Origin of the sequence: Streptomyces sp. YPW6 (genome assembly GCF_018866325.1) — a bacterium.
GTDB lineage: Bacteria > Actinomycetota > Actinomycetes > Streptomycetales > Streptomycetaceae > Streptomyces.
On the sequence record NZ_CP076457.1, the window covers coordinates 7,210,525 to 7,230,662 of the forward strand.

At 72.0% G+C, this 20,138-nt stretch carries 19 protein-coding genes and 2 pseudogenes; 14 read left to right on the forward strand and 7 right to left on the reverse strand.

The features are described from left to right. Positions 1-101 precede the first annotated feature (101 nt). Together KME66_RS31555 and KME66_RS31560 are read right to left on the reverse strand one after the other, a co-directional pair. A complete protein-coding gene (locus KME66_RS31555; protein WP_216328379.1) occupies positions 102-1,037 on the reverse strand; it encodes a M56 family metallopeptidase in 936 nt (311 codons plus the stop codon). Between the two features lie 98 nt (positions 1,038-1,135). Beyond that, positions 1,136-1,744, reverse strand: a complete 609-nt coding sequence (locus KME66_RS31560; RefSeq protein ID WP_216328381.1) for a DUF5134 domain-containing protein — start codon at positions 1,742-1,744, stop codon at positions 1,136-1,138. 184 nt (positions 1,745-1,928) lie between these two features. Here KME66_RS31560 and KME66_RS31565 point away from each other — a divergent pair, with 184 nt between their 5' ends. Beyond that, complete coding sequence (locus KME66_RS31565; RefSeq protein WP_216328382.1) at positions 1,929-2,474, forward strand: GNAT family N-acetyltransferase; 546 nt, start codon at positions 1,929-1,931, stop codon at positions 2,472-2,474. A 47-nt stretch (positions 2,475-2,521) separates the two neighbouring features. Here the strand turns inward: KME66_RS31565 and KME66_RS31570 are convergent, their stop codons facing one another. Then, complete coding sequence (locus tag KME66_RS31570) at positions 2,522-3,205, reverse strand: glycerophosphodiester phosphodiesterase family protein (RefSeq protein ID WP_216329738.1); 684 nt, start codon at positions 3,203-3,205, stop codon at positions 2,522-2,524. 294 nt (positions 3,206-3,499) lie between these two features. Between KME66_RS31570 and KME66_RS31575 the strand changes: the two genes are divergently transcribed. The 4 genes from KME66_RS31575 (at position 3,500) to KME66_RS31590 (ending at position 7,426) form a co-directional block, all read left to right on the forward strand. Continuing rightward, the gene (locus tag KME66_RS31575; RefSeq protein WP_073225056.1) at positions 3,500-4,897 is read left to right on the forward strand and encodes a DUF6421 family protein; all 1,398 of its coding nucleotides are present in this window, start codon (positions 3,500-3,502) and stop codon (positions 4,895-4,897) included. A 26-nt stretch (positions 4,898-4,923) separates the two neighbouring features. Beyond that, positions 4,924-5,691: an SDR family NAD(P)-dependent oxidoreductase gene (locus tag KME66_RS31580; protein ID WP_216328385.1), complete on the forward strand. Its 768-nt coding sequence runs from the start codon at positions 4,924-4,926 to the stop codon at positions 5,689-5,691. Beyond that, complete coding sequence (locus tag KME66_RS31585) at positions 5,688-6,749, forward strand: low specificity L-threonine aldolase (protein WP_216329740.1); 1,062 nt, start codon at positions 5,688-5,690, stop codon at positions 6,747-6,749. The genes KME66_RS31580 and KME66_RS31585 overlap by 4 nt, the downstream gene beginning before the upstream one ends. A 77-nt stretch (positions 6,750-6,826) precedes the next feature. Further along, positions 6,827-7,426, forward strand: coding sequence for a transglutaminase family protein (locus KME66_RS31590; RefSeq protein WP_216328387.1), 600 nt, complete (start codon positions 6,827-6,829; stop codon positions 7,424-7,426). 69 nt (positions 7,427-7,495) lie between these two features. Here the strand turns inward: KME66_RS31590 and KME66_RS31595 are convergent, their stop codons facing one another. Then, a complete protein-coding gene (locus tag KME66_RS31595) occupies positions 7,496-8,218 on the reverse strand; it encodes a 1-acyl-sn-glycerol-3-phosphate acyltransferase (RefSeq protein ID WP_073225067.1) in 723 nt (240 codons plus the stop codon). Between the two features lie 230 nt (positions 8,219-8,448). On the opposite strand from KME66_RS31595, the gene KME66_RS31600 reads away from it, so the two are divergent. The 6 genes and pseudogenes from KME66_RS31600 (at position 8,449) to KME66_RS31620 (ending at position 12,955) form a co-directional block, all read left to right on the forward strand. Next, positions 8,449-8,775: a thioredoxin family protein gene (locus KME66_RS31600; protein WP_073225070.1), complete on the forward strand. Its 327-nt coding sequence runs from the start codon at positions 8,449-8,451 to the stop codon at positions 8,773-8,775. A 72-nt stretch (positions 8,776-8,847) separates the two neighbouring features. Continuing rightward, positions 8,848-8,928 (forward strand): putative leader peptide, encoded by an 81-nt coding sequence (locus KME66_RS34630; RefSeq protein ID WP_351449023.1) that lies wholly within the window; start codon positions 8,848-8,850, stop codon positions 8,926-8,928. Between the two features lie 43 nt (positions 8,929-8,971). After that, on the forward strand, positions 8,972-9,475 hold the full coding sequence (locus KME66_RS31605) for a flavin reductase family protein (protein ID WP_216328389.1): 504 nt from the start codon (positions 8,972-8,974) through the stop codon (positions 9,473-9,475). Positions 9,476-9,671: 196 nt separating this feature from the next. Beyond that, positions 9,672-10,456 (forward strand): annotated as a pseudogene (locus KME66_RS31610) (electron transfer flavoprotein subunit beta). A gap of 66 nt (positions 10,457-10,522) precedes the next feature. Beyond that, positions 10,523-11,485 carry an electron transfer flavoprotein subunit alpha/FixB family protein gene (locus tag KME66_RS31615; protein WP_216319048.1) on the forward strand — a complete coding sequence of 321 codons (963 nt, stop codon included), beginning with the start codon at positions 10,523-10,525 and terminating at the stop codon, positions 11,483-11,485. A 171-nt stretch (positions 11,486-11,656) separates the two neighbouring features. After that, positions 11,657-12,955 carry an aldolase/citrate lyase family protein gene (locus KME66_RS31620; RefSeq protein WP_216328391.1) on the forward strand — a complete coding sequence of 433 codons (1,299 nt, stop codon included), beginning with the start codon at positions 11,657-11,659 and terminating at the stop codon, positions 12,953-12,955. Positions 12,956-13,234: 279 nt separating this feature from the next. Here KME66_RS31620 and KME66_RS31625 read toward each other — a convergent pair whose 3' ends face one another. Then, positions 13,235-13,783, reverse strand: a complete 549-nt coding sequence (locus KME66_RS31625) for a CGNR zinc finger domain-containing protein (protein ID WP_216328393.1) — start codon at positions 13,781-13,783, stop codon at positions 13,235-13,237. Between the two features lie 118 nt (positions 13,784-13,901). On the opposite strand from KME66_RS31625, the gene KME66_RS31630 reads away from it, so the two are divergent. After that, positions 13,902-14,735 carry an alpha/beta hydrolase gene (locus KME66_RS31630; protein WP_216328395.1) on the forward strand — a complete coding sequence of 278 codons (834 nt, stop codon included), beginning with the start codon at positions 13,902-13,904 and terminating at the stop codon, positions 14,733-14,735. A gap of 143 nt (positions 14,736-14,878) precedes the next feature. On the opposite strand, the gene KME66_RS31635 is transcribed toward KME66_RS31630, so the two are convergent. Continuing rightward, positions 14,879-15,907 carry a LacI family DNA-binding transcriptional regulator gene (locus KME66_RS31635; RefSeq protein WP_216328397.1) on the reverse strand — a complete coding sequence of 343 codons (1,029 nt, stop codon included), beginning with the start codon at positions 15,905-15,907 and terminating at the stop codon, positions 14,879-14,881. A gap of 208 nt (positions 15,908-16,115) precedes the next feature. On the opposite strand from KME66_RS31635, the gene KME66_RS31640 reads away from it, so the two are divergent. Then, positions 16,116-17,045 (forward strand): ROK family protein, encoded by a 930-nt coding sequence (locus tag KME66_RS31640; protein ID WP_073224160.1) that lies wholly within the window; start codon positions 16,116-16,118, stop codon positions 17,043-17,045. Positions 17,046-17,596: 551 nt separating this feature from the next. On the opposite strand, the pseudogene KME66_RS31645 reads toward KME66_RS31640, so the two are convergent. Continuing rightward, positions 17,597-18,441: pseudogene (locus tag KME66_RS31645) on the reverse strand (IS5 family transposase). A gap of 329 nt (positions 18,442-18,770) precedes the next feature. On the opposite strand from KME66_RS31645, the gene KME66_RS31650 reads away from it, so the two are divergent. Beyond that, positions 18,771-19,808, forward strand: a complete 1,038-nt coding sequence (locus tag KME66_RS31650; protein ID WP_216328399.1) for an NUDIX hydrolase — start codon at positions 18,771-18,773, stop codon at positions 19,806-19,808. Positions 19,809-20,138: the final 330 nt, after the last annotated feature.

Consider the following 20,138-nt stretch of genomic DNA (forward strand, 5'->3'; position numbering starts at 1 on the left):
GAAGGCCAACCCGAGGACGGAACCGGGCCGACCCGCGACCGCACGCACCGGACCGCGTCGTCCGGTCCGCTCCGAACCGCCCGACATCCGTTCGACAGGCCCTAACCGAGGGCGCGGAGCCCCGGCACGAAGGCCACGAGCAGCGGGATGACCGGCACCAGCGCGGCGGCGGCCGTCAGCCGGAGCCTGCGGCCCGCCGTCAGCCGTTCGACCGGGGACAGCAACCGGTTGACCCGGTGGGGCACTTCGGCCTGCGGGGTCGGACAGGGGCCGAACACCCCGCGGTCCTCGTTGAGTCCGACCAGGGCGAGCGCGGTCGTGAGCCTGCCGAAGCGGCGCGACGCCACGTCGTCGGCCGCCAGCTCGACCAGCCGGTGCATCTCGTCGCGGAACGCGGCGAACACCGGGATCTGCGGAAAGCCGATCGCCAGCGCGGAGGAACAGTGCAGCAACCAGTCGTGCCGGGCCTGGGCGTGCCCCTGCTCATGGGCGAGCACGGCATCGAGCTGACGGCCCTTCAGGCGTCCCAGCGCGGCCGTGGTGATGACGAGCCGGGGCGCGGTTCCGGGCAGCCACCAGGCGTCGGGGCGCTCGCCCTCCAGCACCACGAGGCGGTCGGCCCCGGGCTCCTCGCCCGGCATCAGCGGGGCGCGCACGAGCAGTTCCGCCCGACGCTGCTTGCGGCGGCGCCGCGCCCGCCGGATCTCCCGCAGGAGCATCGCCCCGGACCACACCCCGCCCAGCGCCAGCAGCACCGCGATGACCGCCGACCACGGCCCGTAGGCGGCCAGTGCGTACGCCTCGACGACGGCGTGCGGGGCGGGGGCGAAGACATGGCCGCGTACCGCCTGCCAGGCGGCGGCCGCGCTCAGCGTCATGGACAGGGCGAACGACAGGAGGACCGCGGCCACCACGCACTGCCAGACCCACAGCGCCACGACCGGCTCGCGCTCCGGCCACCGGGCCCGCGCCATCACGCGCGGGGTCACCAGGGCGGTCAGTGCACCGAGCAGCAGCAGCGCGAGGGAGACCAGCATGGCCTCAGCTTATGAGGGGCGGGCCGGACGAGGGTACGACCCCGACGGCCAAGTGACGCAGGCCACTGTTTGACGGGAGTTCTGTCCCGCTCCCCGTCTCACAACGTGAGAAGCATGGCGAACATGCCGATGCCCATCGTCAGCCGGCAGGCCGTCGCGAGCTCGGGCCGCCCGTCCGTCCCGCCGCCGAAGCCGCCCGGCCCCCGCCCGCCGGCGCCCGTGCTGTCGGCCGGGGTCACGGCAGATCCGGGCAGCAGCCGGCCGGCCGAGCCCAGGACGTAGAACGCGTAGTAGGCGAGCAGCACCCCGGTCAGCAGGGGGACGCCGCCCGCTCCCGCCGCCGTCCCGTGTCCGGCGTGCCCGCCCCCGCCGCTCCCCGTCACCGCCGGAGCCATCGCCACCGCCATGTAGACCATGGCCAGCGAGCCGACGAGATGGTGCAGATGGTGGCCGCCGCGCAGGGCGGGGCGCAGCGCCCGCAGCGCGGCCGTGCCGAACAGCACCGCGTACACCGCCCAGGCCCAGCCCGGGGGCGACAGCACCGCCGCCGGAACGGCCATCGCCGCCATGCCGAAACCCATGAGCGCCTCCGAGCGCGCGTCGCGGCGCTCGTGAGGCGTACCGGTGCGGGTGCGCAGAAGGCAGTAGGCGCCGCTCACCGCGCACAACACCATCAGCAGCCAGCCGGTCCCAGCCCCTCCGTGCACGGCGCGCCTCCCCCCGGTCGGACGTACGGCTCTGTTGCGGCTCGCCCCATCGCTGCCCGTGTCGGCGCCGCCGAACCCGGCGCACGGGGGAGTGAAGGGAGCACGCCGGGGCCCGCCGGGGGCGCTCCGGGTCGCGCTACTCTCGACCGGACGTACGGCAGCAGAGAAACGGAGAGCCCCACCCATGGACACCGCCACGCCCGACTCGGCCCGCCTGACCTTCCGTGACGCGAACGAGGCCGACGTCCCGGCGCTGGTGGCCCTGATCGAGTCCGCCTACCGCGGTGACTCCAGCCGCACCGGCTGGACCACCGAGGCCGACATCCTTCAGGGGCAGCGGACCGACGAGCAGGGCGTGCGCGACGTCGTCGCCGCTCCGGCGAGCAGGCTCCTCGCGGTCGAGCGCGGCGGCGAACTCGTCGCCTGCTGCCAGCTCGAACACCGGGGCGACGCGGCCTACTTCGGCATGTTCGCGGTACGGCCGGGGCTCCAGGGCGGCGGACTCGGCAAACTGATCATCGCCGAGGCGGAGCGCACGGCGAAAGAGAGCTGGGGCGTCCGCGAGATGCACATGACGGTCATCTCGGTGCGTGAGGACCTGATCGCCTGGTACGAGCGCCGCGGCTACCGCCGTACGGGATCGCTCACTCCGTTCCCGTACGGCGACGAGCGCTTCGGCATTCCGCAGCGCGACGACCTGGCCTTCGAGCTGCTCGTCAAGAGCATCTGACACCGGCCGGGAGCGGCACCGGAGCCGGCCGGGCCCGGCGCGCGCTCCTACGCGGTGAAGCGCCCGGTGCGGCGGATCTCGGGGAAGTCGGTCGTCGCGCCGTCCAGACCGAGGGCCCGGGCCAGGCGCAGGTGGTCCTGGGTGTTCACCACCCAGCCGATCACCTTCAGGCTCTCGGCGTGCGCCTGCTCCACCACCTCCAGGGTGAGGCGGCGGATGTTCAGCGCGAGTGTCGCCGCGCCCGCCGTCCTCGCCCGGTCCACCACATCCGCGCCCCAGCGGCTGGCGATGAGGACCGTGCGGACACCGGGCACCAGCCGGGCGATCTCGGCGACGGCCTCGTCGTGGAACGAGGACACTTCCACCCGGCCGACGAGGTCGCGCTCCACCATCACGTCGGCCAGCGCGCGGGCCGCGGCCACATCCTTGATCTCCGCCTGCAGCGGGGAGGAGACGGCCTCCAGCACCTCTTCGAAGACGGGAATCCGCTCACCCTGCCCGGCGTCGAGCTCGCGCAGCTCCGCCAGGGTCTTGGCCGCGATCGGCCCGGTGCCGTCCGTCGTGCGGTCCACGTCCGCGTCGTGCATCACGGCGAGCGCGCCGTCCTTGCTCAGGTGGAGGTCCAGCTCGATGGCGTCCATGCCGGACGCCTCGGCGCGGACGAAGGAGCGCAGGGTGTTCTCGGGCTCGACGCCCATCACTCCACGGTGACCCAGGGTGAGAAATGACAAGGCGACCTCGTTTCCGTCGACGGCTTCCCGCCGACTGCTCCTGCCCGCGCTGAGGTACGGCAATACGGCACTGGGGAGGGTAACGGGCCGGGCGCGGGATGTCCCACGGCGTGCGGGTCCGATCACCCGGATCCGAACGGCACGGCGGGAAATGCGCTTCTACCCGGTATCCCGCAGGAAAAACAGCGGTCAACACCGGGGGTGCGCAGGATAATTTGCGGGCCTTCTCTTGCCGGGGGGAGCTCCCTCCGGCTACGGTGATGGGACGCGAGGTTCTCCCGTGGAGGAAGTGTTATGACGGAAATTCTTGTGCACGACGCCACCGACGGCGCGATAGCTACGGCCCACCGGGTCGTCGAGCACCCGGCCTGGCCCGTGCTCAGGGATGCCGTCGAGGAGATCCGCCCCTGGCAGTCCCAGGACGGATCCATCGACTTCGAGGCCGAGGGCGCTCCGTCCCCGGCCGACGTCGAGCGGGTCCTCGACCGGGTGATCGGTGCGGTCGAGGAGCTGTCCCCGCTGCTCCCGCACGACGCCGCCTACCACCGCGCGCTCGTCGCCGACCTGCGCCGCTGGGCCGCCGACGGCTTCCGCGTCCCGGACTTCCTGGACTCGCTGCTCGCCTTCCAGCCCGCGAAGAACCGTGCCGACGGCCTTCAGCACCTGGTCGTCTTCGCGATGTACACGCAGAACGGCAACCCCGACCGCAACCTCGAAGCGGTCGTCCTCAAGATGGTCTGGCCCGAGTGGCTCGCCGACCTGGAGGCGAACCGCTACGACAACCCGCTCTTCTGCGGCATCACCTTCGAGGACTTCACCTCCGGCTACGACACCAACTCCGCGGTGCTCTTCCCGGAGACCATCGCCGTGCGCGAGGCCCCCGAGCGGTTCAGCTGGGGCGGCATCTTCTGCGACCGCGAGGCCGCCCGCTTCCGCCGCGTCACCGAGGCGTCCGTCGAGCTGCTCGGCCTGGAGCTGCCCGAGGACATCCGCGAGATGATCAGCGACCAGCGCCGCTGCGAGCAGGCGTTCGTCCTGTGGGACATGGTCCACGACCGCACCCACAGCCACGGCGACCTGCCCTTCGACCCGTTCATGATCAAGCAGCGCCAGCCGTTCTGGATGTACGGCCTGGAGGAGCTGCGCTGCGACCTCACCGCCTTCAAGGAGGCAGTGAAGCTGGAGTCCGAGGGCAACGCCCACGGCCGCGACGTCCAGTACGCGGTGCTCTTCGACCGGATGTTCCGCTTCCCCGTCTCCGGCGAGCGCGTCCGCAACTACGACGGTCTCGGCGGCCAGCTCCTCTTCGCCTACCTCCACAAGCACGACGTCGTCCGCTGGACCGACAACACCCTGAAGATCGACTGGGACCGTGCCCCGCAGGTCACCAATCAGCTCTGCGGCGAGATCGAGCAGCTCTACCGCGACGGCATCGACCGCCCCAAGCTGGTCCACTGGTTCGCCGCCTACGACCTCGTCTCCACCTACCTCGCCCCGCACCCGGGATCGCGCTGGGCCAAGGGCCCCGACGCCCTCGACCTCACACTTCCTCCTCGCAAGCTCGTCGACGACGTGCTTCCGGACGAGTTTCCCCTGAGCATGTTCTATGAGGCGCTCGCCAAGAAGCTGAAGCACGTGATTGCCTCCACCAAGGGAATCACCGCGGCGAACGACGAGCGGGCAGCCGCGTGAACCATTCTCCCGAGGAGGCGGTGGCCATGAACGGAAACGGCACGGGCGATGGGGCGGGTGCGCTCGAAGGAGCCGTGGTCGCGGTCGCCGGAGCGGCGGGGCCCGCGGGTCGCGCGACGCTGCTGCGACTCGCCGAGGCGGGTGCCACGGTCGTCGGCTGCGACGCCAACCCCGAACGTCTCGCGGAGGCGGTGGACGCAGCCCGGTACGCCCACGGCGGCGCGACCGTCACCGGTGAGACCGTCGATCTGCTCGACCTCGACGCCACCCGGGACTGGGCCAAGCGCACCGAGGCGGAGTTCGGCCGCATCGACGGCCTGGTCCACCTCGTCGGCGGCTGGCGCGGCAGCAAGTCGTTCCAGGAGACCGTCCTGTCCGACTGGGACGCCCTGGAGAAGCTGCTCGTCCGCACCGTCCAGTCGACCACACTGGCCTTCCAGGAGGCCCTGGAGCGCAGCGACAGGGGCCGCTACCTCCTGATCAGCGCGGCCGGAGCCAGCAAGCCCACCGCGGGCAACGCCGCCTACTCCGCCGCCAAGGCCGCCGCCGAGGCGTGGACCCTCGCGCTCGGCGACGCCTTCCGCAAGGCGGGGGGCGAGGACGGGCCGCGCACCGCTGCTGCGATCCTGGTGGTCAAGGCACTGGTGCACGACGCCATGCGCGCCGAGCGCCCGAATGCGAAGTTCGCGGGCTTCACCGACGTCACGGAGCTGGCCGAGGCCATCGCCGGCGTCTGGGACGAGCCCGCCCCCGAAGTGAACGGAAAGCGCCTGTGGCTGACCCCGCAACCGTGAGGACCGACGCGCGCCGCCACCACGACCCCCAGGTGCGCGGGTTCGCGAGCGACAACTACGCCGGCGCCCACCCGGAGGTCCTCGCAGCCATCGCCCTGGCCAACGGCGGCCACCAGGTCGCCTACGGCGAGGACGACTACACCGGCCACCTCCAGCGGGTCATGCACAGCCACTTCGGCCCCACCGCCGAGGCCTTCCCGGTCTTCAACGGCACCGGAGCCAACGTGGTCGCCCTCCAGGCGCTCACCGACCGCTGGGGAGCGGTCATCTGCGCCGAGTCCGCGCACATCAACGTGGACGAGGGCGGCGCGCCCGAGCGGATGGGCGGGCTGAAGCTGCTCACCGTGCCCACCCCGGACGGCAAGCTCACCCCCGAGCTCATCGATCGGCAGGCCTACGGCTGGGACGACGAGCACCGGGCCATGCCGCAGGTCGTCTCGATCACCCAGAACACCGAGCTGGGAACCGTCTACACCCCTGACGAGATCCGCGCCATCTGCGACCACGCCCACGAGCGCGGCATGAAGGTGCACCTCGACGGGGCCCGGATAGCCAACGCGGCCGCGTCCCTTGACGTGCCGATGCGGACGTTCACCAACACGGTCGGCGTCGACGTGCTGTCCTTCGGCGGCACGAAGAACGGGGCCCTGTTCGGTGAGGCCGTCGTCGTGCTGAACCCGGACGCGGTCCGCGCGATGAAGCACCTGCGCAAGCTGTCCATGCAGCTCGCCTCCAAGATGCGCTTCGTCTCCGTCCAGCTGGAGGCCCTGCTCGCCAAGGACCTGTGGCTGCGCAACGCCCGGCACGCCAACGCCATGGCCCAGCGCCTCGCCGAGGGCGTCCGGGCGATCGACGGGGTGGAGATCCTGCACCCGGTCCAGGCCAACGCCGTGTTCGCCCGGCTGCCCCACGCGGTCACCGAGCGGCTCCAGGAGCGCTTCCGCTTCTACTTCTGGGACGAGGCGGCCGGCGACGTCCGCTGGATGTGCGCCTTCGACACCCGCGAGGACGACGTCGACGCCTTCCTCCAGGCGCTCAAGGAGGAGATGGCGCGGTAGGACCGCACCGTGCATGGCTATGCGGCCGACCGGAAATCCATTGATCTCCGGTCGGCCGCTTCGTACGCTCCGGGACCATGCAGCTGATCCAGCAATCCCCGGACATCGCGCCCTATCTGGCCGCCGACGCAGCCATCGACCATGAACACCCCCGGGTGCGGGAGGTGGTGGCCGACCTGGCCCGCGAGGCCGGCGACGCATACACATACGCCCGAGCCGCCTTCCTGTACGTCCGCGACGCCGTCCCGCACTCCGTGGACTCCGGCGATCCGCGCGTCACCTGGCGCGCCTCCGACGTCCTCGCCACCCGCAACGGCATCTGCTACGCCAAGTCCATCGCCCTCACCGCACTGCTCCGGGCCCACGCCCTTCCCGCCGGGCTCTGCTACCAGCGGCTCACCGACGACGACGGGACGAACCCCGTGGTCCACGGCCTGGTCGCGCTCCGCCTGCCCGGGCGCGGGCGCTGGGCACGGGTGGACCCCCGGGGCAACAAGCCGGGTATCGACGCGCGGTTCTCGCTGGGGGAGGAGCGGCTCGCGTGGACGGCACGTGCGCACCTCGGGGAAGTGGACTACCCGACCGTGTACGCCGCACCGCCCCCGGAGATCCTCCGTACGCTCAGGGCCGCCCGGGACCGCACGGAACTCCGGCGGACGCTCCCCACGCGGCTCTGAACGCACCGGTGAGCCCCCGGCGTACGGGCTCACCGGGGGCTCGGGCGGAGAAGGTGCGCGGGAGGCCGGTCAGCCGAGCTCGCGCGCCTCGGCGGCGGTCGGGGCCGTACCGCCGAGATGGGCCGGCACCCACCAGGTGTCGCCCGCGTCCTTCGGACGCACCGGGTAGGCCCGCTGCGCCGCCTCCAGCAATTCTTGGACCCGCTCCCGCAGCCGCCGGGTGATGGCCCCCGCGTACTGGTCGGCGGGCGCCTCCACGGGCTCGCCGACCCGGATCGTGATCGGGATGTGGCTGCGGGAGAAGTTGCGCGGCCGGCCCTTCGTCCAGAGCCGCTGCGTACCCCAGAGCGCCATCGGGATCAGCGGAACCCCGGCTTCCTGGGCCAGGCGCGCGGCACCCGACTTGAAGCTCTTCAGCGTGAAGGACGGGGAGATGGTGGCCTCGGGGAACACGCCGACGATCTCACCGGAACGCAACGACCGCAGCGCGTGCGCGTAGGCGTCCTCGCCCTGGTTGCGGTCGACCGGGATGTGCTTCATTCCCCGCATCAGCGGACCGGAGATCTTGTGCCGGAAGACCGACTCCTTCGCCATGAACCGGACGAGCCGCTTCTGCGGCAGAGCGCCGAGGCCGGTGAAGATGAAGTCGAGATAGCTGATGTGGTTGCTGACCAGCACCGCACCACCGGTCTTCGGGATGTGCTCCGAACCCTGAGTGTCGATCTTCAGGTCGAGCGCCTTGAACATGGTGCGAGCGGCGCCGATGACCGGTCGATAGACGAGTTCTGCCATCTGGGGAAGACCCTTCTTCAGTGCCTGGGGAGGGTTCTCCCGGCGGAAGTTACGCAGCCGTAGGTATGCGGCATGGTGGCGATGGTGCCCCATGCGCGGGCCGCTGGCCAGTCCCGGCGGACGTGGGCCGGGAGATTCTCGTCACGTGCGGGTCTCCCGTGCGCTGCGGGAATGCCGGAGCGGCGGCCGGTGCTGACCCCTGACGAAGAGCTCTGATCAGGAGGCACCAGGTGGACCGCCGGACCCGTGGACAGCGACTCGACGCAGACCGGCTCGGAGCACGGCTGGGGGAACGCGCGACGCTCGTCCAGTTCTCCAGCGCCTTCTGCCAGCCGTGCCGCGCCACCCGCCGCACGCTCAGCGACGTGGCCGGGATGGTCGACGGGGTCGCCCACATCGAGATCGACGCCGAGGCCCGCCTCGCGCTGGTGCGCGAGCTGGGCATCACGAGAACGCCGACCGTCCTGGTGCTCGACGCCGAGGGCGAGGTGGTCCGCCGGGCATCCGGCCAGCCCCGCACGGCCGACGTCGTCGCGGCACTGGGGCAGGCCATATGACGGACCGTGACGCATCTCCCACATTCCGGAACTCTCTTGACTGTGCCCAGCACCCATCGTCAGTCTGACGTTATGCCGCCAGAACTCCTTCTTCACGGCCGGGTCCACGTGGACCTCGCACGCTACGCGAGTGCGCGCTGTCCGGGTGTCTGAGCACCCGCGGACCCGCACGCCACACCCGCAGAAGGACACCTCCATGACGGCAACGCCCACGCTCGCCCCGACGGCCGCCACGCCCGAACTCTTCCGCTCGGTCTTCCGCCGCCACGCCGCGGGCGTCGCCGTGATCACCGCCGCGGGGGAGCGCCCGGTCGGCTTCACCGCCACCTCGCTGACCTCGGTCGCCGCCGAACCGCCGCTGATCTCCTTCGGTGTCGGTACGTCGTCCTCCAGCTGGCCCGTGCTGTCCGGGGCCGCCTACGTCGGCGTCCACATCCTCGGTGAGCACCAGCAGGAACTGGCCGCGACCTTCGCCCGCAGCGGAGCCGACCGCTTCGGCCGGTCGACCGACTGGAGCAGCGGCCCCGAGGGGGTTCCGCTGCTGGCGGACGTCTCCGCCTGGCTGGTGTGCCGGGTCGTGTCCCGCGTCCCGGCCGGGGACCACCGCATCGTCATCGCCGAAGCCGTGGCAGGCTCGCCCTCCGGGGCGGGTCGCCCGCTGGTCTATCACCAGGGACGCTTCACGGCTCTGCGAGACTGAGCCCGCGCACGCACGGGTCCGCCGCGTTGGCAAGGTCACAGTGCGGTGCGCTTGCCCAGGGGTAACAGTCTGGGTGTACTGGCGAGTAATATCGGCTTCGGAGCCTCGGTCGTCCCGACCGGATCCGGCCCGACAAGGCGCCTATGCTGCGTGCAACAAGGCAGCCCGGAAATGACGATGCAGTAGGAGAGCCGGCGTGAGCTTGAGGATCGTTGTCTGTGTGAAGTACGTGCCCGACGCGACCGGTGACCGGCGTTTCGCCGATGACCTGACGCTGGACCGTGAGGATGTGGACGGTCTGCTGTCGGAGCTGGACGAGTACGCGGTCGAGCAGGCGTTGCAGATCGCGGACGGGGCGGACGATGCGGAGGTCACCGTGGTGACGGTGGGTCCGGAGGACGCCAAGGACGCGTTGCGCAAGGCGTTGTCGATGGGTGCGGACAAGGCGGTTCACGTCGAGGACGACGATCTGCACGGCACGGACGTGATGGGCACGTCGCTGGTGCTGGCGAAGGCGGTCGAGAAGACCGGCTTCGATCTGGTGGTGTGCGGTATGGCGTCGACGGACGGTGTGATGGGTGTGCTGCCGGCGCTGCTGGCGGAGCGTCTGGAGGTGCCGCAGGTGACGCTGCTGTCGGAGGTGTCGGTGAACGACGGTGTGGTGACCGGGCGCCGGGACGGTGACACCGCCACCGAGCAGCTCCGGGCGTCGCTGCCGGCGGTGGTCTCGGTGACCGACCAGTCCGGTGAGGCGCGTTACCCCTCGTTCAAGGGATCATGGCGGCGAAGAAGAAGCCGGTCCAGTCGCTGGATCTGGAGGATCTGGAGCTGGACGCGGACGAGGTCGGCCTGGCGGGCGCCTGGACGGCGGTCGACTCCGCGACCGAGCGTCCGGCGCGCACGGCGGGCACGATCGTGAAGGACGAGGGCGAGGGCGGCAAGCAGCTCGCCGGGTTCCTCGCGGGCCAGAAGTTCATCTGATCCCGCACGCACGGTCCTTCCTCTCTCTTCCCTCCCTTCTCTTCCTCTCGTCTGGAGTGCGTTGTCATGGCTGAAGTTCTGGTTCTGGTCGACCATGTGGATGGTGCGGTCCGCAAGCCCACCCTGGAGCTGCTGACGCTGGCGCGTCGGATCGGTGACCCGGTCGCCGTCGCCCTGGGCGCCGGCGCCGGGGCCACTGCGGGTGTGCTGGGTGAGCACGGTGCGGTGAAGGTCCTGACCTGTGATGCCCCGGAGTTCGCGGACTACCTCGTGGTGCCGAAGGTGGACGCGCTGCAGGCCGCGTTCGAGGCCGTCTCCCCCGCCGCGGTGCTGGTGGTGTCCTCCGCCGAGGGCAAGGAGATCGCCGCCCGTCTCGCGCTGCGGACCGGGTCGGGCATCATCACCGACGCCACCGACCTGGAAGCCGGCGACCAGGGCCCCGTCGCCACGCAGGCGGTCTTCGCCGCCTCCTACACCACCAGGTCCCGGGTCTCCCGGGGTGTTCCGGTCATCACGGTCAAGCCGAACTCGGCCGCGGTCGAGGCGGCCCCGGCGGCCGGCGCCGTGGAAGCACTGACGGTGGCGTTCGGGAAGAACGCGACCGGTACGCAGGTCACCTCCCGGACCCCCCGTGAGTCGACCGGCCGCCCCGAGCTGACCGAGGCCGCGATCGTCGTCTCCGGCGGCCGTGGCGTCAACGGCGCGGAGAACTTCCCCCTGATCGAGGCCCTGGCCGACTCCCTGGGCGCCGCGGTCGGCGCCTCGCGTGCCGCCGTCGACGCCGGCTGGTACCCGCACACCTCCCAGGTCGGCCAGACCGGCAAGTCCGTCTCCCCCCAGCTCTACATCGCCTCCGGCATCTCCGGCGCGATCCAGCACCGGGCAGGCATGCAGACCTCGAAGACCATCGTCGCGATCAACAAGGACGCCGAAGCCCCCATCTTCGAGCTCGTCGACTACGGCGTCATCGGCGACCTCTTCACGGTCGTACCCCAGCTCACCGACGAGATCAACACCCGCAAGGGCTGATCCCTCCCGCACCACCCAGCACTACCCCGCCCGGGCCGCACGGTGAACCCCACCGCGCGGCCCGGTGCCGTTCCGGGCGACCATTGACGCAGGTCGAGTGGGCTTATAACTTCACTATACGGATTGTTGATTCCGGGAAGCGGAAACAGCGAGAGCGTGGAGGGCATGGTCATGGGTCAGCAGGAGAAGGTGGCAACGAGCCTCGCCGGTGCGGTGAGCGAGGAGATCAGCGCCTCCCTCACGGCGGTCGACGCGGAACTCGCCCGCCGCTACCCGGGCGATCCCGGTACCCGCCAGCCCGTGCACACCGTCTACGTACCCGGTGACGTCTTCGAGCCCGGCACCCTGCGCTCCTGGGGCGACCAGGCGCTGGCCGCCCTCGACGAACACGCCCCCGACGCCGCCGCGTTCGCCGCCGTCCTCGGCATCCCCGAGGCGCTGGCGGGCCCGGTCCACGACCGCGTACGCGCCAAGCTGGAGCGCGAGCCCGTCGAGGACCTGCGCATCGACTTCGAGGACGGCTACGGCCCCCGCCCGGACGCCGAGGAGGACGAGGCCGCCGCCCGCGCCGCGCGCCTGGTCTCCGAGGCGTACGCGAACGGCACGGCCGCCCCGTACATGGGCATCCGCATGAAGTGCATGGAGGCCGGTGTCCGCGACCGGGGCATCCGCACCACCGACGTCTTCCTCACCGGCCTGATGGAGGCGGGCGGGCTCCCCGAGGGACTCGTGCTGACCCTCCCGAAGGTCACGTACCCCGAGCAGGTCACCGCCTTCGTCCAGCTCCTGGAAGCCTTCGAGAAGGCCCACGGCCTCGACGCCGGGCGTATCGGCTTCGAGATCCAGATCGAGACCAGCCAGTCCATCCTCGCCGCCGACGGGACCGCCGCCGTCGCCCGCATGATCGACGCGGCGCGCGGCCGGGCCACCGGGCTCCACTACGGAACCTTCGACTACAGCGCCTGCGTCGGGGTCAGCGCCGCCTACCAGGCCAGCGACCACCCCGCCGCCGACCACGCCAAGGCCGTCATGCAGGTCGCGGCCGCGGGTACCGGCGTACGCGTCTCCGACGGGTCCACCAACGTCCTGCCCGTCGGCCCGGCCGACCAGGTCCACGAGGCCTGGCGGCTCCACTACGGCCTCACCCGCCGCGCTCTGGCCCGTGCGTACTACCAGGGCTGGGACATGCACCCCGGCCACCTGCCGACGCGCTACGCGGCCGTCTACGCCTTCTACCGCGAAGGCCTGGAGCCCGCCGCCGCCCGCCTCGCCGCCTACGTGGCCAAGGCCGGCGGTGACGTCATGGACGAACCCGCCACCGCCAAGGCCCTCAGCGGCTACCTGCTGCGCGGCATCGACTGCGGCGCACTGGACACCGCCGAGGTCGCCCGGCTGACCGGCCTGACCCGCGCGGACCTGGACGCCTTCGCCTCCCCGCGCCGGGGTGATTTGACGGTGACCGCTCCGTGAAGCCCTGAGGGGAAACGCCCGTAGCCTTCCCGCCCCGGCCTTCGCGCCCCCGCTCCGGGCCCCGGCTCCGGGCCCCGAGGGGTGGTCGGTCCCGCCGGGGCTGCGCAGGCTCGCGACCGGCGCCCGGGTCCGCCGCACGGTCCGCTGAGCGCGCCGTGCGGCGGGCGGGTGCGGGCTTCCGGCGGCAGGGGTCAGCCCCTCTCCCGCGCCACTGCCGGTGTCATGTCCCGGTGGGCGGGCCCGCCACCCCGGTGCTCCTGCCGGGAGTGCCGGCCGCCCTCAGTCCTCCCGCTGTGCGGTCGTGCCGCCGCGGGCGCGATAGGCGCGCATCTTGTGCCGGGCGCCGCACACGTCCATGTCGCACCACAGGCCGTTCGACGACGGCGCCCGGTCGTAGAAGACCCAGCGGCATTCCGGTGCCGCGCAGACCTTGAGGCGCGTCGCGTGACGCCCGGTCAGGCCGTCCCGCAGCAGGGCTTCGAGCACCGTTCGTACGATCTCCGCCGCAGGCCCGCCGTCGGCCGGGCGCAGGGTGAGGGCGCCGTCCGGCCGTACGGCCGGGGCGCCGGCCACCGAGCAGATCTGGCGGTTCAGGGCGTCGAGCGCCTCGGGCGAGGTCCGGTCCGCCAGGAAGGCCCGTACGGTCTCCCGGGCCTTCGTGAGCGCCGCCAACTCGGCCGGGGTGACCGCCTCCGGATACCCGTGCGCCCGCAGCCAGGCGCCCGCGGTCTCCGGCCGGGCGAACTCGTCCGCTCCGCGCAGAAGCGTCGCCGTGTTGCAGAACGCCTCGACCGGTTCGAGTTCCGCGGGTGCCGGGTTCCGTCGCATGGAGGTCACCTTATCAGCGTTACCGACAAAGGCATTGCTCTGGTAACGTCAAAAGTCCGGAACGGCGCTGCACCCGGTTTCCGGAACGGTTCTGCACCCCGACATCAGGAGGCGTGTCATGGACGGCGTGTTGACGAGGGCGTTCGAGACCCCGGACGGGACGGTCCGCTGGGACGTGATGGGGGAGGGCGGCCCGGTCGTTCTGCTCCACGGCACCCCGTTCTCGTCGCGCATCTGGCGCGAGATCGCACCGGCGCTCGCCCAGGACCACCAGGTCCACCTGTTCGACCTGCTCGGCTTCGGGCAGTCGGAACAGCGTGCGGGCCAGGATCTCGGGCTGGCCGCGCACACGCGGGTGTTCACCGGGCTGCTGGACCACTGGGGGCTGGAGAGTCCGAGGGTGATCGCCCACGACATCGGCGGGGCCGTGGCCCTGCGGGCGCTGCTGCTGGAAGGCGCCCGGTACGCCGATCTGACCCTCGTCGACGCGGTGGGCTGCGGCGACTGGGGGACCGGTCTGTTCCGGCTCGTGCGGGAGAACGCGCATCTCTTCGAGCAGCTGCCCGTCTACGCTCACGAAGCGCTGGCCGAGAGCCACCTGCGCTTCGCCAGCCACTGCGGCTACCGGCCGGACGTCCTGGCCGCCCATCTGGACCCGTGGCGCGGCGAGGAGGGCAGGGCGGCGTACTACCGCCAGTACGGACAGCTGGAGCAGGCGGCCACGGATGAGTTCCGGCATCTGCTGGGGTCCGTTCGGGTGCCGACCCGGATCGTCTGGGGGCGCGAGGACGGCTTCCTGCCGCCGCCCTTCGCCGAGCAGTTGCACGCGCTGATCCCGCACTCCGAGCTGCACTGGCTGGACGGGGCGGGCCACGCGACCCCCGAGGACGCGCCCGCGCGCCTCCTGGCCCTGCTCACCCGGGAGTTCCGGCCGGTGCCCGCCGCCGCCTGACGGCGGGCGTCCCGGGGCCGCAGGGGCGCCTCGGGCGGGCATCCCGGGCTCCGGGTCTTCCGCCGGGCGGGGCCCCCGGGGCCCGGCCCGCGTCTTCCGCCGGGCGGGGGGCTCCCCGGGCCCGGGACGTCGGTCCCGTCCCCTCAGGCGGGCGGCAGTTCGCCGGAACCGCGCGGGATGAGCGTCGTCGGGAGTTCCACCCGCGCCGGGGCGTGGTCCGCCCCGTCGAGGCGGCGGAAGAGGTGCTCGGCCGCGGTCCTGCCGACCGCCGCCGCGTCCTGCGAGATCACGGTGATCCCGAGCAGGTCGGCCAGCTCGATGTCGTCGAACCCGACCAGCGCCACCGGCCGCTCGCGCTCCGCGATCACCCGTACCGCCGTCACCGTCACCCGGTTGTTGCCCGCGAACAGGGCGGTGACCGGTTCGGGGCCGTCCATCATCTCCTCGGCGGCGGCCCGCACCCGCTCCGGCTCGGTGGAGCCGAGGGAGACCCACCCGTCCTCGACGGCGATACCCGCGTCCCGCATGGCGGCGTGATAGCCGCGCAGACGCTCGGTGGCCGTGTGGATCCGCGGCTGGTCGCCGATGAAACCGATCCTGCGGTGACCGTGCGCGATGAGATGCGCCACGCCCTCCCTGGCCCCGCCGAAGCTGTCGGAGAGCACCATGTCGACGTCCACATGGCCCGCCGGGCGGTCCACGAAGACCGTGGCGATGCCCGCCTTGATCTCCGGCTCCAGATAGCGGTGGTCGTCGCCCGCCGGGATCACGATCAGACCGTCGACACGGCGGGCGCACAGTGCCAGCACCAGCTCCTGTTCCCGCTCGGGGTCCTCGGCGCTGGAGCCGTTGATCAGCAACGCGCCGTGCGCGCGGGCGACCTCCTCCACCGCGCGGCTCAGCGGACCGTAGAACGGGTCCGCCAGATCCTCCAGGACCAGCCCGATGGACGCCGTACGCCCCTTGCGCAGCACCCGGGCGCTGTCGTTGCGGCGGAAGCCCAGCGCCTCGATCGCCTCCTGCACGCGGCGCTCGGTGTCGGGCGTGACGCCGGGCTCGCTGTTCACCACCCGGGAGACCGTCTTCAGGCCGACTCCTGCCCGGGCCGCCACGTCCTTCATGGTCGGCCGGTTGCCGTAGCGGGTCTCGGAATGACGGGCGGTCCGGTCCACGTGCGCTGTCCTGTCGTCGGCTACGGGCGGGGCGTGCGGTGCTCCGGGCGGGGCCGGGCGGGGCCGAGACGGGGCGCCGCGCAGGTGACCGGAGGCTGTGGCGTCGAGCATAGGCCCTGGACAACGTTGTCAACAGCATGAAGACCGTGCAGACTATGGACCGAACCCGCAGGTCCCGCCCCTTCACCGATCCGGAGAGCCCACACCGATGCATACCGACCTCGTCGCCGCGCTCGACATCGGCGGCACCAAGATCGCCGGAGCGCTGGTGGGCGGCGACGGCTCCCTTCTCGTAAGGGCGCAGCGGCCGACGCCCGCCCGGGAGGGCGCCGAGGCGGTCATGGGGGCGGTGGACGAGGTGCTGGGCGAGCTGATGGCCTCCCCGCTGTGGGGCAGGGCCGGGTCCGTCGGTATCGGCAGTGCCGGTCCGGTGGACGCCGCCGCCGGCACGGTCAGCCCGGTCAACGTCCCCGGCTGGCGGGACTTCCCGCTGGTGGAGCGGGTCCGCAAGACGGCGGGCGGGCTGTCGGTCGCGCTGGTCGGCGACGGCGTCGCGATGACGGCCGCCGAGCACTGGCTCGGTGCGGCGCGGGGCTACGGCAACGCACTCTGCCTCGTCGTGTCGACGGGTGTCGGCGGCGGCCTCGTTCTCGGGGGCGCGCTGCGCCCCGGCCCCTCGGGCAACGCCGGCCATATCGGCCACATCAGCGTCGACCTGGACGGCGACCCGTGCCCCTGCGGTGCGCGTGGCTGCGTCGAGGGCATCGCCAGTGGGCCCAACATCGCCCGCCGCGCCCTGGAGAACGGCTGGCGGCCCGGACCGGACGGCGATGCGACGGCCGCCGCCGTGGCCGTCGCCGCCCGCGGTGGGGACCCGGTCGCCCTCGCCTCCTACGAGCGCGCCGCCCAGGCGCTGGCCGCCGGCATCGCCGCCACCGCGACCTTGGCGGACCTCGACATCGCGGTGGTGGGCGGGGGAGTGGCCGGGGCCGGCGACGTCCTCTTCGTACCGCTGCGCCGCAGCCTGCGCGACTACGCCACGCTCTCCTACCTGCGCCGGCTGACCGTGGCGCCCGCCGTGATGGGCAACGACGCGGGGCTGGTCGGGGCCGCGGCGGCGGCCATCGCCCTGGGCTAGGGCCTGTCGTCACACTGCCGCCGTCGCCCGGAGGGCGGCAGTGTGACGACAGGCCCAGGGCTTCTCTTTTGGATCACGTGGGGCAAGCCATGCACCATAGGATCGGGGTTCGTTGCTGCGTGAGGGGACTGGATGGTGGAGACTTCATCGGCTTCAGGCGACGTGCTGAAGCCGATCAGGCAGCACCTGCGAAACCCGTCCTATGACGTCGACGTGGGTCCTGGCTGGCGGCAGTTGGTGCTTGAGTGCCATCAGGCGGTTGTCGCGGAGTTCCCGGAGTACGAGCTCCTGGCCGTGAAGCAGAAGTGGGGGGCTCTGGCCTTCCAGGCGTTCCCGCGGCCGTGGAAACCTGGCGGTAACTGGACAGATGTGGAGCACTCGCGCCTCCACACTGTCACTGATGCGTTCGCTGACCGCAGTGAGAGCATCTGTGAGCGCTGTGCTGCTGATGGCTCACTGCGTGAGAGCCGACGGGTCCACCTCGTGCTGTGTGATCGGTGCGAGACGCTCGTTCCGGAGCATGGCCGTCTATGACTGGTCCTGGTTGCTTGTCAGCGCGCAGACCAAATGAAGATGCCTGCCAGATGGAGCCCGGCGAGGTAGACAGTGGCAGTCTTCTCGTAGCGGGTGGCAATGCCCCGCCACTGCTTGAGGCGGTTGACGCACCGCTCGACGGTGTTCCGCTGCTTGTAGGCCTCTCGGTTATATGCGGGTGGCCTGCCACCGAGGCTGCCGCGTCGCGCGCGGTGGGCCTGTTGGTCGGCCGGGATCGGAATCACGGCACGGATCCCACGTCGTCTGAGGTGGGTGCGGATGGCGCGGGACGAGTACGCCTTGTCTGCGAGTACCAGCACCGGCCGCGTGCGGGGCCGTCCGCGGCGGCGGGGCACCCGCAGGGCGGCCATGACAGATTCGAAGGCCGGAGCATCCCCAGCCTGGCCAGGTGTGAGGACAAAGGCCAAGGGGCGGCATCGGCCATCGGCGGCCAGGTGCACCTTCGTAGTTAGACCGCCGCGCGACCGCCCAAGTGCATGATCGTCCGGTTCGCCGGCTGAGGCCCCCCTTTTCGGGCGCCCGCAGCGTGCTGGTGAGCACGTACGATGGTGGAGTCCACCGCGACGACCCAATCCAGGTCTTCCTCTCCGTCGGCCTCGGCGAGCAGACCGGTGAAGACGCGCTCCCAGGTGCCGTGGATTGCCCAGTTCCGGAGCCTGGTGTACGCACCCTTCTACGAGCCGTACTGCTCAGGCAGGTGCACCCAGTGGGAGCCGGTCTGGAACTTCCACGCAATCGCATCGATCACCTGCCGGTGATCACGCCACCGGCCGCCGCGCTTCGGCGTCCGGTCCGGTAACAGCGGCTCAATCCGCGCCCAATGGGCGTCACTCAGGGGCACGCCTGACCAACGATCCGATGATCCGAAAGAAACGCCCTAGGGGTTCGACCTGGAGGCCGGTGACGCGGCCGAGGAGTGGGCGGACGCAAGGGCTGCCGGGAGGCGCCCGGTTCGTCAGGCCGGGCGCCACCCGGGGGCAGGGGCCGTCACCGCGCTGACGTGGTGACGGCCGGGTGGTCCGTTCTGGGACGGCGGGTGCGACCGCGGTCCGAGGCCACGCCGGCCGCACGTCCCGGACGACCGCATCCGGCCAACGCCGTCGCCCCCGCGGGGTTTTCGCGGCAGGGTGTTGCGGGCAAGCCACAGGGGGCTACGGAAGAGGGGGAACCGTGATCGTCTGGCTCAACGGTGCGTTCGGCGCGGGAAAGACCAGCGCCGCCGGCGAACTGATCGATCTGATTCCGAACAGCACGCTGTACGACCCGGAGGTCACCGGCGCGGGGCTGCGTGCCCTGCTGCCGCAGAAGCGGCTCGCCGAGGTCACCGACTTCCAGGACCTGCCGATCTGGCGGCGGCTCGTGGTGGACACGGCGTCGGCGCTGCTCGCCGAGGTGCCCGGGGTGCTGGTGGTGCCGATGACACTGCTGCGCCAGGAGTACCGCGACGAGATCTTCGGCGGGCTCGCCTCCCGGCGCATCCCGGTCCGGCATGTGGCGCTCTCACCTGAGGAAACGATCCTGCGGAGCCGGATCGCGGGCCGCGAGGAGATTCCCGGCGACGACGAGCAGAACGACCGGGTACGTCGGTGGGCGTACGAGCACATCGGTCCGTACCGCGACGCCCTCGGCTGGATCGCCGAGGACGCGCACGTCATCGACAACAGCGCCCTCAGCCCCCGGGAGACCGCCGAGCGCATCGCGGACGCCGTGCGCACCGGGAGCGCGCCGCCGTGCCCCATCGTGCAGAGTCCCGAGCCGACCGGCGAGACGGTGGCCGCCGGGGTCCTGCTCTTCGACGAGCAGGACCGGGTGCTGCTCGTCGACCCCACGTACAAGCCGGGGTGGGAGTTCCCCGGCGGGGTCGTGGAGGCGGGCGAGGCCCCCGCGCAGGCCGGGATCCGTGAGGTCGCCGAGGAGATCGGCCTCGTGCTCGACCGGGTGCCCGCCCTGCTGCTCGTCGACTGGGAGTCACCCCGCCCGCCCGGCTACGGCGGACTGCGGTTCCTCTTCGACGGGGGTCTGCTCCGGGCCGAGGACGCGGGCCGGCTGCTGCTGCCGGGTTCCGAGCTGCGCGGCTGGCGCTTCGTCACCGAGGAGGAGGCCGCGGGGATGCTGCCGCCCACGCGGTACGAGCGGCTGCGCTGGGCTCTGCGGGCGCGTGAGCAGAAGATGGTGCTCAACCTGGAGGCGGGAGTGCCGGTCGGCTGAGCTGCTCCTGTCCGGGAGCCGGGGTGCGCCGGGGGCGGAGCACGCGCAGGGGCGCGTGGCGGAAGCCGGCGGCGGGTGTCCACGCCCCCGGCGCCGCCGTGGAAGTACGGCGCGCTCTCTCGGGCCCGTCGTCACACTGTCGCCTGCCGCCTGCCGCCTGCCGCCTGCCGCCTGCCGCCTGCCGTGTGACGCCTGGCGCGCACGCTCGCGGCGTTGCCGGGCTGCTCTTGCAGCTTCGCTGCAAGAGCAGCCCGGCGCCCTGCGGTCGCACGCACCGGACGCCGCGCGGCCGCCCTCCGGGCGACGACGGCCGTTCGACGACCGGCCCCG